Source organism: Aminobacterium mobile DSM 12262, from assembly GCF_000526395.1.
Classification (GTDB): domain Bacteria; phylum Synergistota; class Synergistia; order Synergistales; family Aminobacteriaceae; genus Aminobacterium; species Aminobacterium mobile.
On the sequence record NZ_JAFZ01000001.1, the window covers coordinates 421489 to 435124 of the forward strand.

The window sequence follows — 13636 nt, forward strand, 5'->3', positions numbered from 1 at the left end:
TTCGCTATTGCTGATTTTGCGCTTTATTTAGTATCGAAGGGGGACAAATCCCGATTCGGCGACGATTTTCTGCCCCTCGCTGCTGAGTACGAAGTTGATGAAGTTGAGTGAGGCTCCTTCTGGCCAGCCGCGAGTGAACATGTAGAGGTACCTTGAGATGGGGTAGGTTCCGTCAAGAGCGTTTTCTATTGTCCCGGCTATTTCGTTAACGCGTATACTCTTTACCGAGTTGTTGAGATATCCAAGGCCGATATATCCAATGGCGTTTGGGTTTTTAGCTACAGTCTGCACCATTGCTCCGTTTGAAGCGACGACAAGGGCTCTTTTGTCCACTCTCTCCTTGTGAAGCACTTTCTCTTCCCATGTTTCGTAGGTTCCGGAACTCGTGTCCCGGCTTACGACGGCAATAGGCTTATCTGGTCCGCCGAGTTCCTTCCAGTTCTTGATGTCTCCCGTATATATTTTTTTCAGCTGTTCAATAGTAAAGTTTTCTAGCGGGTTTGAGGGGTGAACGATAGGTATGAGCGCATCCATAGCTATGGCGAAAGGTACAGGATAGGCTCCTTTTTCTACAGCGGCCTTTACTTCTTCATTTTTAATGAATCTGGAGGAGTTTGCTACGTCAGTAGTGCCATCAATAATGGCTTTGATGCCGTTTCCACTCCCTCCACCTGAGACCGTTATGCTTACGTCAGGATGACTTGACATGTATTTCTCCGCTGCGGATTGGGCGATGGGAAGAACAGTGGTAGAACCTTTGAGCACTAGCTCTGTTGCGAAAGCGACACCGCTCATGAAAAACGCGGTTAAAAGTCCTATGACGACACCTGCTTTTTTCATTTTCAGAAGACCTCCTTATGTTCTCGTCAAGATTTTGTTTTGACAGTTCATAGTATAGAGGCCTGATGTAACAGAGGTATTTCATCATTGTAACAAGAATGTAAAAGTGAAACGTCATATAAATTTCTCGAGTAGACGCGATAAAACTTATCAAGAGCCAGCTTGAGCCCCGATACAGATGGCTAGGATAAAGAACGCTAGCTTTGAACAGGGGCGCTCGGCAAAAGATTATGTAGGGGCGCTTGGGTGGAGTATGGCAAGAGGATACATTAAAGAGCAAGAAGAGAAGATGAAGGGGAAATAAACCCATATATTACGTTTATACTTTCACTTTCCTTTAAAAGCAAGAGGATACACTTCATCTTATTGCTTTTTAGGGAAGAACATGGCTTAATATAAAGAAGTAATTGCGGTTCGTATTACGGTTAGGTTATCCGGAATGCGGAATAGGAGGATGTCTGCATGGGAAATATCCGTGGATTAAAATTAGGATGCAATGATTCTGTTGCAGTTCTAACGGAGGATGGAGCAAAGGGGGATACCCTACGCCTTTTGGATGGTTTTCAAATAGAGTTGAAAGAAAATATTCCTGCAGGTCATAAGGTAGCTTTAACACAAATAGAATCGGGCGAGACAGTATTTAAATATGGCTGTTCTATAGGGCGAGCCATACAAAGGATTTATAAAGGTGGATGGATTCATACGCATAACCTTACCTCCGCCCTGGAAGTTGAATGGACGCCTCAATGGAAATATTGCTCCCCGTCATTGAAGACGAAAATTCCCCAACGATCCTTTATGGGGTATCGGCGAGGGAAATATGGAGTGGGCATACGAAATGAGCTATGGGTTATTCCCACTGTCAGCTGTATCAATGATTTGCTTCGAACCCTTATTCCTCGCTATAGTCCGGCTCCATGGATAGAAAACGTAAGAGTATTAGCACATCCCTATGGTTGCTCCCAGTTAGGCGACGATTTTGAATATACGCTTCGAGCCCTCTCCAGCTTGGCTTTTAATCCAAATGCCGCTGGTGTTTTATTTGTAGGCATGGGGTGTGAGAATCTCCAGATTTCCTACCTTAAAGAGCGTATGTCACATCACCCAAATGTGGCATATACCGTACTTCAAGATGAAGCTGATGACGAAAGGGCCCTTTTCCCCAGGCTTGATTTCCTCGCTGAAAACTCTGTTCGTACGCGAACAGAATGCCCTCTTTCCGATCTCGTAGTAGGGGTGAAATGCGGGGGAAGCGATGCTTTTTCGAGCCTTACGGCGAACCCACTTGTAGGTCTTTTCACTGATTATCTCTCTTTCTGGGGGGGAACAACTTTAGCTACAGAAATTCCCGAAATGTTTGGGGCCGAAGAAGCAATTACATCTCGTATCGAGGAAGAATCAGTGTTTAACAGTTTTGTAGAGATGATCCATTGGTTTAAAAATTATTTTACTTCTTACAACCAACCTGTATACGAAAATCCTTCTCCAGGAAATAAAGTTGGTGGCATTACGACCCTCGAAGAAAAATCTTTGGGGGCTGTGGAAAAAACAGGGTCAGGACCTGTCACTGATGTTTTATGGTATGGCGAGAGAGCGACACGCCCAGGAGTTGCTATTGTTTTTAGCCCTGGGAACGATCCTGTTTCCGTAACATCTCTCGCCATAAGTGGTGCTGTTTTAACCCTTTTTACAACAGGTCGTGGAACTCCTTACAGTTCTGTGATTCCTTCCATAAAAATAGCGACAAATACCGCTCTCTACGAAAAAAAACACCGTTGGATTGATTTTAATGCAGGAAATCTCCTCGAAGGCGAAGGTTGGGATAATGCGCTTTCTCGCCTTGTTACCATGGTGATTGACGTTGCCAATGGCCGATCTACTTGTAATGAACGTCTCAAAGTTGGGGAGATTGGTTTATTTAAAAACGGAGTCATTCTTTAAAAGAATACTCGAGAAGAAGGGGGATGGGGGAGGGGGAGAAAACGGCAATAGGTGTACTCGGTGACGTATGGGTTACGTTGGTGCATATTTAATACCGTTTAAGGAGGCTGTTTGGAGTGAATACGAAGCGTTTTATGCGTATAGCTATGCTGGCAACAATTTTAACGGTGGCTTTTTCAGGTTTTGCATTGGCGGCAACGACTCTCAAAATTGCCAACTACTTTCCTGTAGATCATCCAGCCAACCAAGTTCTTAATGATGTGTTTAAAGCGCAGATAGAAAGCAAGAGCAACGGGTCTCTTAAAGTCCAGATTTTCCCTAATAGCCAGCTCGGTGCAGAGCAGGAGTTTGTAGAGGGAGTTCAGTTGGGAACCATTGAGATGGCTCTGACAGGCAATCTTTGGGAGAATACGGTGGATCTTTTTAAATTACTTCAGCTCCCGTATATGTTTAACAGCTATGAGCATGCTGATGCTGTTTTTAATGGCCCTATAGGGGAGAAGATTTACGAAAGTCTTAAACCTCTGGGAGTTAAAATTCTCGGCGCTTTCCCGAGAGGATTCAGAGTTGTTTCTAATAATAAAAAACCTATCAATTCCATTGAAGATTGTAAGGGTATTAAAATGCGGGTATGGCAGGGTGAAGTTATTATTAAACTAATGCAGGGCTTTGGGTTCAGCACAGTTGTTATGCCCATGAGCGAGGTCTTTACGGCTTTGCAGCAGGGAGTTGTACATGGACAGGATAACCCCTTGATGACCTCTTATTTCTCTGGCTGGTATGATGTGCAAAAGTATGTTGCTATGACCAACCATATTTTCGGTTTCCAGTATTTTGTTGTTAACCAAAAGGTTTGGGACAAACTTTCCGTAGAGGAACAGTCTATCGTTATGGATGCTACCAAAGCTTCCATTGCAGAAATTACCCGTCTAACGAAAGAACAGGAGAAAGATGTTCTTCAGAAGACTATCGACAAGGGTCTTGAAGTTACATACCCCGATTTGAAACCTTTTGTCGAAAGCGCCCAGCCTATTATTGCTAATTACATAAAAAGCTGTCCCGAGGCAGAACCTTTTGTTAATGAGATTCGAGAGATCGGGAAGAAATTCGAGAAATAGAATACATCTGTTTTTTAGCAGGGGGAGGCCTAAAGGGGCCTTCCCTTGCCATGAAATAAAGATCAAAGCCCGTGGTTTGAATTATTAGGTGAGAGGAGCTTGTTCTCATATGAAAAAAATGGCCATGGCTCTGTACGAGCTCATGTACCGTATTGCTGATGGACTTGCGATTACGATGCTAGTTGTTATGGTGTTATCTGTATTTACGAACGTAATTTTCAGGTTCTTTTATATGGCTTTCCCGTGGGTGGATGAAGTCAGTCGTTTGGCTTTTGTGTGGATGTCTTTTATGGCGATAGCTTCGGGGTTGAGAATTGGTCTTCATCCAGCCTTCGATGCTTTATCGGAGCGATGTCAAGGCGTTAACGGAAAAATTTTACAGACGGCTATAGATGTCCTTATCGTTGTTTTTTTGCTTTTCCTTCTTAAGGGAGGCATTGATTATGTCTCTAAAGTCTATGTGCAAAAAACGTCAATACTGGTTATTTCTGTAGCGTGGCAATATGCAGCAGTACCGGTAGCCACTATTATGATGCTGTTAGAGATGGCCCGTCAGCTTGTTTGTATATGGGCGCCTGAAGAATTGGAGGAAGCCTAAGATGGGAGTGCTATTGGCTTTTCTTGGATCGTTGATGGGATTTACCATTGTTGGTGTTCCCATTGGTTTCGGTATTGGTTTAGCCGCGTTAATTCTGATGCTTGTTACTGGAACTTTGGAGCCTATGGTTTTGGCTCGTCGGATGATAACTGGAGTCGATGTTTATACTCTTTTAGCAATCCCTTTCTTTATGTTGGCTGGGGAGATTATGAACAAAGCAGGTTTGGTTCACGATATCCTTATGTTCGCTAACGCCCTTGTTGGCCGCGTTCGTGGCGGATTGGCCTATGTTAATGTTATAGCGAGTATGCTCTTCGCAGGTATTAGCGGTTCCGCAGTTGCTGATGCGGCAGCCTTAGGGTCTCTTGAAATGCCTATGATGGAAAATGGAGGATACGACAAGAACTTCTCCGCAGCTATTACAGCAGCATCATCAGTGATCGGCCCCATTATTCCTCCAAGTGTTCCCATGATTATCTTAGGGTCTATCGCGCAGATTTCCATCGCTAAGCTTTTCCTTGGCGGGGCTATTCCTGGAATACTGATTGGTATAGCTCTTTTGTTTGTATCGTACGTGATATCGAAGAAACGGAACTACCCACTCAGCGAAAAAGTTGGATTCAAGGAGTTTTTAGGAGTTTTTAAAAAGACTATTTGGGCATTGATTCTTCCCGTTATTATTCTTGGCGGCATCCTTGGGGGGATTTTTACTGCTACAGAGGCTGGCGCTGTGGCTGTAATTTATGCTGTGATTGTGTCTTATTTTCAGTATGACGTTAAGTGGTCGGCATATCCTGAAATTTTAAAGAGTGCTGCTTTGAATACTGGCGTTGTTATGCTGGTTTGTGCTTCTGCTATGGCTTTGACATGGTTTTTGGCTGTAGCTCAGGTTCCACAGCTCCTTACGAATGTTATTATGAATATAACTGAGAATAAAATGACTTTTTTGCTGATTCTCAATATCCTCCTCTTTTTGGTGGGGATGGTTATTGACCTCACTCCGGCCCTGTTTTTACTTGTTCCTATTCTCTTACCCGTATGCCGGTCATATGGGATTGATGATATCCATTTTGGGATCATCATGGTAACAAACTTGTGCGTAGGGCTTATTACTCCTCCTGTAGGAACTGTTTTATATGTTACGAACTCTATTTCAAAAATTTCTTTAGGCGATCTCGTAAAATCTCTGTGGCCAATGTACATCGCTCTTTTTATAGTGGTGTTGTTGGTAACGTACGTCCCACAGCTAGTTTTATGGTTGCCTTCTTTTATGTAGTGGGAAGGTAAGAGAGGTGACGGTGTATGGCACAGAAAGATAAAGTGCTTGTATTGCAAAAGGCAATTTCAATTTTAGAAGACCTTTCGGACCGTAGTGAGCCTGCAGGTCTTACTGAAATTGCGAAAGCAACAGGGCTATCAAAAACAACAGCATATCGAATTCTTTCTACTCTGCAGGATAGCAATGTCCTTTTAAAAAACTCTCGTGGGCGTTATCAAATAGGTCCGGCTGTGGTGAAGTGGTCAGCTGCCTATAATCGTCGGTCTGGGTTGCTTGAGATGTCGAGAAATATTTTGGAAGGGATGCGAGACTATTCTGGAGAGACCATACACCTTTTTGTCTTTGAAAATGGCCGAGCCTACTATCTTGAAAAGCTTGAAAGCCCGAGCCCGTTAGTGATGCGTTCGCAGGTAGGAGTAGAGTTGCCTCTCTATAGTACTGCTGGTGGAAAGGCGATTCTCTTTGCCCTCCCCTCTAATCAACTCGATGACTATTTAGCAAAAAATGTTTTAGAGAGACGTACTCCGAATACGATAACAGATCCAGACAGACTTAAAGAGCTTTTGAAGCAATATAAATCGCTGGGATATAGCGAGGAGATACAAGAAAACGAGGAGGGCATTCGTTGTGTAGCAGCTCCGGTTGTAGATGGGAATGGATATCCTATTGGAGCTGTAAGTGTATCGGCACCTGCCTATCGATTCGATGATAAGAAAGCATCGGTAGTGGGACGAAAGCTGGCACAGGAAACGGCGAAGATTTCTTTGCGTATTAGTCGACGACATATGGAAGGAAACAAGGAGGCGTAGCAAGTGGAGTATCTTCGAAAATATGAAGTCCTTTCTGCGGTTCAGGAACAGGGGATCGTAGGCATTATTCGTACAGAAAGTGTGGAAAAGGGAATAGAGATGGCAGATGCCATGTTTCATGGCGGCCTTAAGGCTATAGAAGTTTCTATGACGTTTCCAGGAGCTCTTAACATTATGCGTACAGCTGTAGAACGGCACAGAGAAAATGACTGTTTTATTGGAGCTGGTACTGTGGTGGATGAAGCCACGGCTCGAATGTGTGTTGTAAATGGTGCCGAGTTTATAGTTTCCCAAAGTTTACATCAAGAGGTGGTTCAAACCTGTAATCGGTATGGCCTTCCAGCAATACCGGGCATTGGAACAGTTACAGAGCTCATGCGGGCTCTAGAGCTTGGTGTAGATGTAGTGAAAGCATTCCCAGGAAGTGTATTGGGGCCAAAATTTATCAAGGCAGTTCATGGCCCTGTTCCCTATGCTCATATCATGCCCGTAGGGGGAGTGTCTCTTGATAATTTGGAAGAATGGTTTAAAGCTGGAGCTTTTGCTGTTGGGCTTGGTAGCGCTTTAACAAAACCAGCGGGATCAGACGGAAGCTACGAAGCTGTTTGCGAGGCTACAGAAAAAGTTTTGAAAGAGATTGCCCGGATTCGAGGTTCTATGAAATAAGAAAGGAATGGTTTGTTATGGCGAAGTTTATTACATTTGGTGAAATTATGCTGCGGCTCACCCCGCCAGATCACGAAAAAATTTTACAGACGCCTCGCTTTGTTGCCACCTTTGGTGGTGCGGAGGCTAATGTAGCTGTGGCTCTTTCAAATTACGGAGAGGATGCGGCTTTTGTTACAGCTGTCCCAAAGAATCCTCTTGGAGATGGAGTGATGCATGAACTTCGCAGCTTCGGAGTGGACACTCGTTTTATACGTAGAAGCGGGGAAAGACTTGGGCTTTATTTTACGGAGACGGGGTCGTGTATGAGACCTTCAAAGGTTATTTATGATCGTTCTCATTCTGCCATTGCAGAGGTGAAACCTGGAGATTTTGATTGGGATGAGATTCTTGAAGAAGCTGCATGGTTTCACGTAACAGGCATTACTCCTGCTATTGCTGAGGGAACAGCAGCAGTAACTCTTGAAGCGCTGAAAAAATGCAAGGAGAAGGGAATTACTGTTTCTTGCGACTTGAACTATCGAAAAAAACTTTGGAAGTGGGGCAAGAAACCCCTTGAAGTTATGCCCGAACTTATGAAATATGTAGACGTGGTTATTGCCAATGAAGAGGATTGCCAGAAATGCCTGGGGATAGAGGCAGATATTGATGTAACTTCTGGCTCTCTTGATGTAGCTAAATATAGAGCGTTGAGCCAGAAAATGCTCACCCTCTTCCCTGGAGTGAAATATTTAGCGGTGAGTCTTCGTGAAAGCATAAGCGCTGATTGGAATAATTGGTCGGCTCTTTTAGCTGAGCGCGGGGAAGTGTATGTAAGCCGCAAATATGAGATTCGCCACATTGTAGATCGTATTGGAGGAGGAGACTCTTTTGGTTCCGGCCTTATCTATGGCTTGAACCACTTTGATACGCCTCAGGAAGCTCTGGAGTTTGCTGTAGCGGCATCAGCATTAAAGCATACGATCTATGGCGATTTCAATCGCGTTTCTGTTGATGATGTTATGACTCTCGCCGGCGGAGATGCTAGCGGCCGTGTTCAGCGTTAGAGACTGTAAAGGAATCTCATTATGAGCCATATAGCGAAGTTCGAGCTCTTTAAAGTTCCTCCGCGTTGGCTTTTTCTTAAGATAACGACAGATGATGGCGTGACAGGCTGGGGCGAACCAGTAGTGGAAGGTCGAGCTTCTACTGTAGCTGCCGCCGTTCGTGAAATGGAAGAGTATCTTATTGGTCGCGATCCTACAGAGATAGAAGATATTTGGCAAGTTCTTTATCGTGGCGGATTCTATCGGGGCGGTCCTATTCTTATGAGCGCTATTTCTGGTATTGAGCAAGCGCTGTGGGATATTACCGGGAAAATATATGGTCTTCCCGTTCATAAGATGCTTGGTGGGGCTGTTCGTCAAAAGGTACGAGTTTATTCTTGGATAGGAGGAGATCGTCCTTCAGATGTGGCAGCTCAAGCCCGAGAACGATATCAGGCTGGGATGACGGCTATAAAAATGAACGCCACAGAAGAGATGGGATGGATCGATAGTTATAAAAAGGTGGAAGAGGTTTTAGCCAGAGTTCAGGCCATACGAGATGTCCTTGGCTATAAAATTGATATAGCCCTTGATTTTCACGGCCGTGTCCATAAAGCCATGGCCAGGGTGCTTATGAAAGAACTGGAGCCCTATCATCTCATGTTTGTGGAAGAACCAGTGCTTATCGAGAACCGTGAAGCATTGGTAGAGCTCCGCCGCCATGCTTCTATGCCTATAGCTACGGGGGAACGTAATTTCGGTCGGTGGGATTTCAAAACGCTGCTTGCCGATGGCGCCGTAGATATTATTCAACCCGATGTAAGCCATGCTGGCGGAATTCTGGAAGTAAAGAAAATCGCCGCTATGGCAGAGGCTTATGATGTAGCAGTAGCCCCTCATTGCCCTTTAGGACCTATTGCTCTGGCAGCGTGTCTGCAAGTGGATTATTGTACTCCTAATGCTTTTATTCAGGAGCAAAGCCTCAACATTCACTATAACGTAGGAGCGGATCTTCTTGACTATCTGGAGAATCCGCAGCTTTTCGATTATAAGGATGGTTTTGTAGGGGTATTAACAGAGCCTGGATTGGGTATTTCTATTGATGAGGATGTGGTGCGACAGCGCTCAGATGAAAGGTTGTGCTGGAAGAATCCGGTATGGAGAATGGAAGATGGTTCCATTGCTGAGTGGTAATGTGAGCATCAGTGGCACTCTCCTCTCGATTCCCTCGCTCTTCTTGTCAAAAAGGACGGGTGTTGAGTAGCAAGCCAGGTTATGTGTAAATTCAGCCTCATACTTTCGAGTTCTTAAGTTAAGTAGCTACGAGGATCAAACGTGAATGCTTTTGCTAGAGATACGAAAAGGGGGTTGCCTTTTAAAGGCAACCCCCTTTTTTAGTCTGCCACTCTGTGAAAAAGTTTTTAGAAGGCAGGAACGACTCCACCGTTATATTTAGAGAGTATGAAGTCTTTGACTTTATCTGACTTTAAATGCTTTAAAAGTATTTGAAATTTGGGGTTATCTTTATCTTTTTCCCGAACGGCAATAATATTGGCGTAAGGGGATTCTGATCCTTCAAGAAGTATTGCGTCTTCCGTTGGTTTAAATCCAGCTTCTATGGCATAGTTCCCATTGATAACAGCACCGTCCACATCTGGAAGAATTCGAGGTAATTGGGCTGCTTCGATAGGTTTGAATTTAAGTTTCCTGGGGTTTTCCACTACATCTCGTTCTGTAGCCTCTAGTCCTGCTTTGTCAGAGAGGGTGATAAGACCGTTGGCTTGAAGAAGAAGAAGGGCACGACCACCGTTAACACTGTCGCTTGGAATAGCTATAAGGGCCCCTTCTTTCAGTTCATCAACAGTCTTTATTTTTTGAGAGTAGAGACCGAGGGGTTCTACGTGGATACCGCCTAAAGAGGCCAATTTAGTGCCGTGACTTCCATTGAAATTTTCGAGGTAGGGGAAATGCTGGAAAAAATTGGCATCAATCTCTCCGTCATCTAGAGAGAGGTTCGGTTTTACGTAATCAGTAAATTCAATGATTTCGAGAGTAACATTTTCTTGTGCCAGATCGTCTTTAATGACCTGCAATATTTCTGCATGGGGTACTGGAGAAGCTCCGATTTTAATAATTTCTTGAGCCAAGCTTGCAGAAGGTACTAAGGATATACAAAATAACGCAAAAATAGTAATAAAACGTGCTGATCTCTTCATTTTCAAACCTCCATTTTAAGAATAGTTACTTCTGGTACTTCTTATGCTTTTTTATCCCCTAGCGGTTCCTTGATAGATATAGAGCGGTTCTATTCCCCGCAGCTTGAACTATCTGCACAAATAATATGATGACAACTACTGCGGCTATAAGTACGTCTGTTTGAAAGCGGTGGAAGCCGTAACGAATAGCTAGATCTCCCAAACCGCCACCTCCGATGGCTCCTGCCATGGCTGAATAGCCAACAATGTTAATAATGGTAAGGGTCTCTCCCAACACAAGACCGGGCAGGGCTTCAGGTATCATGACCTTGAACACAATGTCTTTGGGGCTTGTCCCCATGGCTACAGCAGCTTCAATAAGTCCTTTGTCCACCTCCTTTAAAGAGCTTTCTACCACTCGTCCTACGAAGGGAGCGGCTCCGATAGAAAGCGGAACAATTGATGCTGTTGTTCCAATAGTTGTTCCCACAATCAATCGGGATAGAGGAAACAAAACAATCATGAGGATAATGAAGGGAAACGATCGACATACATTTACGATCCCATTCAAAACCCCATAAAGCGGTTCATTTTCGAGAAGCCCCCCTTTTTCTGTAACTACAAGAGCTATCCCCAACGGGAATCCGAGGAGCGTAGCAAAAAAAGTAGAGAATAAAACCATATACAAGGTTTCTAACGTAGGTGTAGCAAGTAAGTTAAGGAGCGAAATCCATTTATCCATTCCAAATCACATCCACTTCCACATTTTGTGCTCGTATGTAGGAAAGGGCAGAGTTTATCTGCTCGGGGTTGCCGGCAAGTTGAACTGTTAAATTACCAATACGACTACTATGAAGATGGTCGATTTCGCCGGCAAGTATGTTAATTTCTGCGCCGCTTTTTTTTATAGCTTGAGAAATTACAGGTTTTTCAGCCATATGACCGTTAAAAGAGAAGGTAACAATGGGGCACCCAGCCTCTCTTGGAAACTTCTCGTGGGAATATGTGGTGCGAGGTAAATGAGAAAGAAACTCTCGGGCTGTTGCCGATTGAGGCCGCATAAAAACGTCTTTAACAGGGCCTATTTCCACAACTTCCCCTTTTTCAAGCACTGCTACGCGATGGCATATCTGACGAATAACTCCCATCTCATGAGTTACCAAGACAATCGTAATTCCCATTTTGCTGTTAATCTCTTCAAGGAGAGAGAGGATAGACTGAGTTGTTTTGGGATCAAGGGCGCTTGTGGCCTCATCGCAAAGAAGTACCCGAGGGTTATTGGCTAAAGCCCGTGCGATGGCAACTCGTTGTTTTTGTCCGCCACTTAACTGAGAGGGGTAGCTTTGGGCCTTGTCTGTAAGGCCTACTAGCTCGAGCATTTCATATACTCTCTTTTCCATAGATTGGCGAGACCATTTCCCTATTTCAAGGGGGAAGGCTACATTTTGAAAAACGGTCCGAGAGGTGAGGAGGTTAAAATGCTGAAAAATCATGCCAATATGTTTGCGAAGAGCTCGTAGTTCCGATGTGGAAAGAGAGGTAATATCTGTTTCATCGATAAAAATTTTACCGCTAGATGGATCTTCCAGGCGATTAAGAGTTCGGAGAAGAGTTGATTTCCCGGCCCCGCTTAACCCTATAATTCCAAAAATTTCTCCAGACTTGATCTCAAAACTAATATTATTTAGGGCTTTAAACTCGCCATTTTCAGAAATAAAACTTTTTCCTAAGTTCTGTATGTTGATCATCGCTTTTCACCTGCCTTTAAAATTTTAAGAAATTTAAGCCATAAAAAAGGCCGGACCTTCACAATGAAGGCCCGGCCTGATTTATGGTCAACAAACAGCGCTAAACTGCGCCGACCACACCAGGAGGGCCGCCGCACATGCACATCATCATGCTATTCATAGCTATTACCATGATTATATTCATGCTATTCCCTCCTTATTTCTTAAAGGTGTGATGCGCAAATTGTGGCATATGATATATGAAATATGGTGCTGTGTCAACCTCAAGGGTCACCGAATACCTCCAAATGACAATGTGCCACCCCATGTTTTTCCAAGATGTGAGAATAACGATTAGATTACTCTATGAGTTAGCGCTTAAAAACAACAAGAATTTTTCTTATTTCTCTACCAGATGGAGGGCAAATCCAGATATTTTTTTGTCCAGGTAGATTGCTTTAAGTTTGCCATCCTTCCTTTTTGCCGTTTCTGGAAGGGTATGAATGCCTTGTCGTTCAAGATATGCGATTGCACGTTCTATAAAGTTTGTGCTAATAGCTATATGCCCTTTTTCACCGAGATATGGTTCTTTCATAAATTCAAAGCTCGTTCCAGAAAAAATGGAGCTGTTGCCATTTTTTACAGGGAAGTGGAACATCTGTTCGAAAGTTGACGCTTCCTTGAGGGCTTTTTCTTCGCTGATCTCATTAATCCCTATGTGGGCAAGAGAAAAGTTCAGCATGGACAAAACAGTCTGTTGTACTAACTTTGCAATTTCAGTAAAGGCGCCAGCAGCTAGAAGGTCGCTTTTTACCATCCAACTACCACCACAAGCGTGGACAGAGGGAAGAGACAGATAGCTATTGAAGTTTTCAGCATTGACTCCACCTGTAGGAATAAACTTTACACCTTTATAAGGGCCGGACAGGGCCTTGATCATCGCTACCCCTCCAGATGCTTCTGCAGGGAAAAACTTAAGTATAGATACGCCTCGTTCTAAACCCATTTCTATTTGCGAGGGAGAATTGACTCCAGGCGTAATTGGAATTTCATGCTCTATGCAGTAGTCTACCACTTCAGGATTAAAGCCAGGAGAAACGATGAAGGCTGCCCCTGCACCTACCGCTTTTTTTACCTGCTCTACAGAAAGAACAGTGCCAGCTCCTACAAGGAGTTTAGGCAAGTCGCTTGAGAGCCTTCGAATTGATTCTTCTGCAGCGTCAGTTCGAAATGTAACTTCAGCTACAGGAAGTCCTCCTTGGAGTAACGCTTCTCCAAGGGGCACAGCCTTTTCCGGGCTGTCTATTTTAATAACAGGGACAAGGCCGCATAGCCCAATATGTTCGAGCACTTTATTCATTGCTTACGTCACTTCTTTCTTTATCAGGTTCAATCGAGGGCATGATCCCCTTCTCAAGGGTGCGTACTCCAGAGAAGA

The 13636-nt window shown here is 44.0% G+C and carries 14 protein-coding genes; 9 read left to right on the plus strand and 5 right to left on the minus strand.

Annotated features, from left to right (window positions below; genetic code table 11):
• Positions 1–27: 27 nt before the first annotated feature.
• Entirely contained in the window at positions 28–840 is an 813-nt protein-coding gene (locus K360_RS0101990; RefSeq protein ID WP_024821515.1) for a phosphate ABC transporter substrate-binding protein, read from the minus strand.
• 178 nt (positions 841–1018) lie between these two features.
• Here K360_RS0101990 and K360_RS11485 point away from each other — a divergent pair, with 178 nt between their 5' ends.
• The 9 genes from K360_RS11485 to dgoD all read left to right on the plus strand — a co-directional run bounded on the left by K360_RS11485 (position 1019) and on the right by dgoD (position 9470).
• The gene (locus K360_RS11485; protein WP_274532061.1) at positions 1019–1144 is read left to right on the plus strand and encodes a hypothetical protein; all 126 of its coding nucleotides are present in this window, start codon (positions 1019–1021) and stop codon (positions 1142–1144) included.
• A gap of 158 nt (positions 1145–1302) precedes the next feature.
• Positions 1303–2781 (plus strand): UxaA family hydrolase, encoded by a 1479-nt coding sequence (locus tag K360_RS0102000; protein ID WP_034326180.1) that lies wholly within the window; start codon positions 1303–1305, stop codon positions 2779–2781.
• 116 nt (positions 2782–2897) lie between these two features.
• Entirely contained in the window at positions 2898–3899 is a 1002-nt protein-coding gene (locus K360_RS0102005; RefSeq protein ID WP_024821517.1) for a TRAP transporter substrate-binding protein, read from the plus strand.
• A gap of 109 nt (positions 3900–4008) precedes the next feature.
• On the plus strand, positions 4009–4497 hold the full coding sequence (locus K360_RS0102010) for a TRAP transporter small permease (RefSeq protein ID WP_024821518.1): 489 nt from the start codon (positions 4009–4011) through the stop codon (positions 4495–4497).
• 1 nt (position 4498) lies between these two features.
• Positions 4499–5773 (plus strand): TRAP transporter large permease, encoded by a 1275-nt coding sequence (locus tag K360_RS0102015; protein WP_034326182.1) that lies wholly within the window; start codon positions 4499–4501, stop codon positions 5771–5773.
• Between the two features lie 26 nt (positions 5774–5799).
• Positions 5800–6585, plus strand: a complete 786-nt coding sequence (locus K360_RS0102020) for an IclR family transcriptional regulator (RefSeq protein ID WP_024821520.1) — start codon at positions 5800–5802, stop codon at positions 6583–6585.
• Between the two features lie 3 nt (positions 6586–6588).
• Positions 6589–7251, plus strand: coding sequence for a bifunctional 2-keto-4-hydroxyglutarate aldolase/2-keto-3-deoxy-6-phosphogluconate aldolase (locus K360_RS0102025; RefSeq protein ID WP_024821521.1), 663 nt, complete (start codon positions 6589–6591; stop codon positions 7249–7251).
• A 17-nt stretch (positions 7252–7268) separates the two neighbouring features.
• The gene (locus tag K360_RS0102030; protein WP_024821522.1) at positions 7269–8297 is read left to right on the plus strand and encodes a sugar kinase; all 1029 of its coding nucleotides are present in this window, start codon (positions 7269–7271) and stop codon (positions 8295–8297) included.
• 21 nt (positions 8298–8318) lie between these two features.
• The gene (gene dgoD / locus K360_RS0102035) at positions 8319–9470 is read left to right on the plus strand and encodes a galactonate dehydratase (RefSeq protein ID WP_024821523.1); all 1152 of its coding nucleotides are present in this window, start codon (positions 8319–8321) and stop codon (positions 9468–9470) included.
• Positions 9471–9697: 227 nt separating this feature from the next.
• On the opposite strand, the gene K360_RS0102040 is transcribed toward dgoD, so the two are convergent.
• The 4 genes from K360_RS0102040 to K360_RS0102060 form a co-directional block, all read right to left on the minus strand.
• Positions 9698–10492: a MetQ/NlpA family ABC transporter substrate-binding protein gene (locus K360_RS0102040; protein ID WP_024821524.1), complete on the minus strand. Its 795-nt coding sequence runs from the start codon at positions 10490–10492 to the stop codon at positions 9698–9700.
• Positions 10493–10550: 58 nt separating this feature from the next.
• Positions 10551–11213 carry a methionine ABC transporter permease gene (locus tag K360_RS0102045; RefSeq protein ID WP_024821525.1) on the minus strand — a complete coding sequence of 221 codons (663 nt, stop codon included), beginning with the start codon at positions 11211–11213 and terminating at the stop codon, positions 10551–10553.
• Positions 11206–12219, minus strand: a complete 1014-nt coding sequence (locus tag K360_RS0102050; RefSeq protein ID WP_024821526.1) for a methionine ABC transporter ATP-binding protein — start codon at positions 12217–12219, stop codon at positions 11206–11208. Before K360_RS0102050 ends, K360_RS0102045 begins: the two co-directional genes overlap by 8 nt.
• Positions 12220–12598: 379 nt before the next feature.
• Complete coding sequence (locus K360_RS0102060; protein ID WP_024821527.1) at positions 12599–13558, minus strand: bifunctional 4-hydroxy-2-oxoglutarate aldolase/2-dehydro-3-deoxy-phosphogluconate aldolase; 960 nt, start codon at positions 13556–13558, stop codon at positions 12599–12601.
• Between the last annotated feature and the right edge of the window lie 78 nt (positions 13559–13636).

Bases quoted from the DNA above. Each gene is read 5' to 3' on its own strand.
- K360_RS0101990 (WP_024821515.1), bottom strand. From the start codon at position 840: ATGAAAAAAGCAGGTGTCGTCATAGGACTTTTAACCGCGTTTTTCATG.
- dgoD (WP_024821523.1), top strand. From the start codon at position 8,319: ATGAGCCATATAGCGAAGTTCGAGCTCTTTAAAGTTCCTCCGCGTTGG.
- K360_RS11485 (WP_274532061.1), top strand. From the start codon at position 1,019: ATGGCTAGGATAAAGAACGCTAGCTTTGAACAGGGGCGCTCGGCAAAA.
- K360_RS0102050 (WP_024821526.1), bottom strand. From the start codon at position 12,219: ATGATCAACATACAGAACTTAGGAAAAAGTTTTATTTCTGAAAATGGC.
- K360_RS0102015 (WP_034326182.1), top strand. From the start codon at position 4,499: ATGGGAGTGCTATTGGCTTTTCTTGGATCGTTGATGGGATTTACCATT.
- K360_RS0102010 (WP_024821518.1), top strand. From the start codon at position 4,009: ATGAAAAAAATGGCCATGGCTCTGTACGAGCTCATGTACCGTATTGCT.
- K360_RS0102040 (WP_024821524.1), bottom strand. From the start codon at position 10,492: ATGAAGAGATCAGCACGTTTTATTACTATTTTTGCGTTATTTTGTATA.
- K360_RS0102020 (WP_024821520.1), top strand. From the start codon at position 5,800: ATGGCACAGAAAGATAAAGTGCTTGTATTGCAAAAGGCAATTTCAATT.
- K360_RS0102000 (WP_034326180.1), top strand. From the start codon at position 1,303: ATGGGAAATATCCGTGGATTAAAATTAGGATGCAATGATTCTGTTGCA.
- K360_RS0102060 (WP_024821527.1), bottom strand. From the start codon at position 13,558: ATGAATAAAGTGCTCGAACATATTGGGCTATGCGGCCTTGTCCCTGTT.
- K360_RS0102045 (WP_024821525.1), bottom strand. From the start codon at position 11,213: ATGGATAAATGGATTTCGCTCCTTAACTTACTTGCTACACCTACGTTA.
- K360_RS0102030 (WP_024821522.1), top strand. From the start codon at position 7,269: ATGGCGAAGTTTATTACATTTGGTGAAATTATGCTGCGGCTCACCCCG.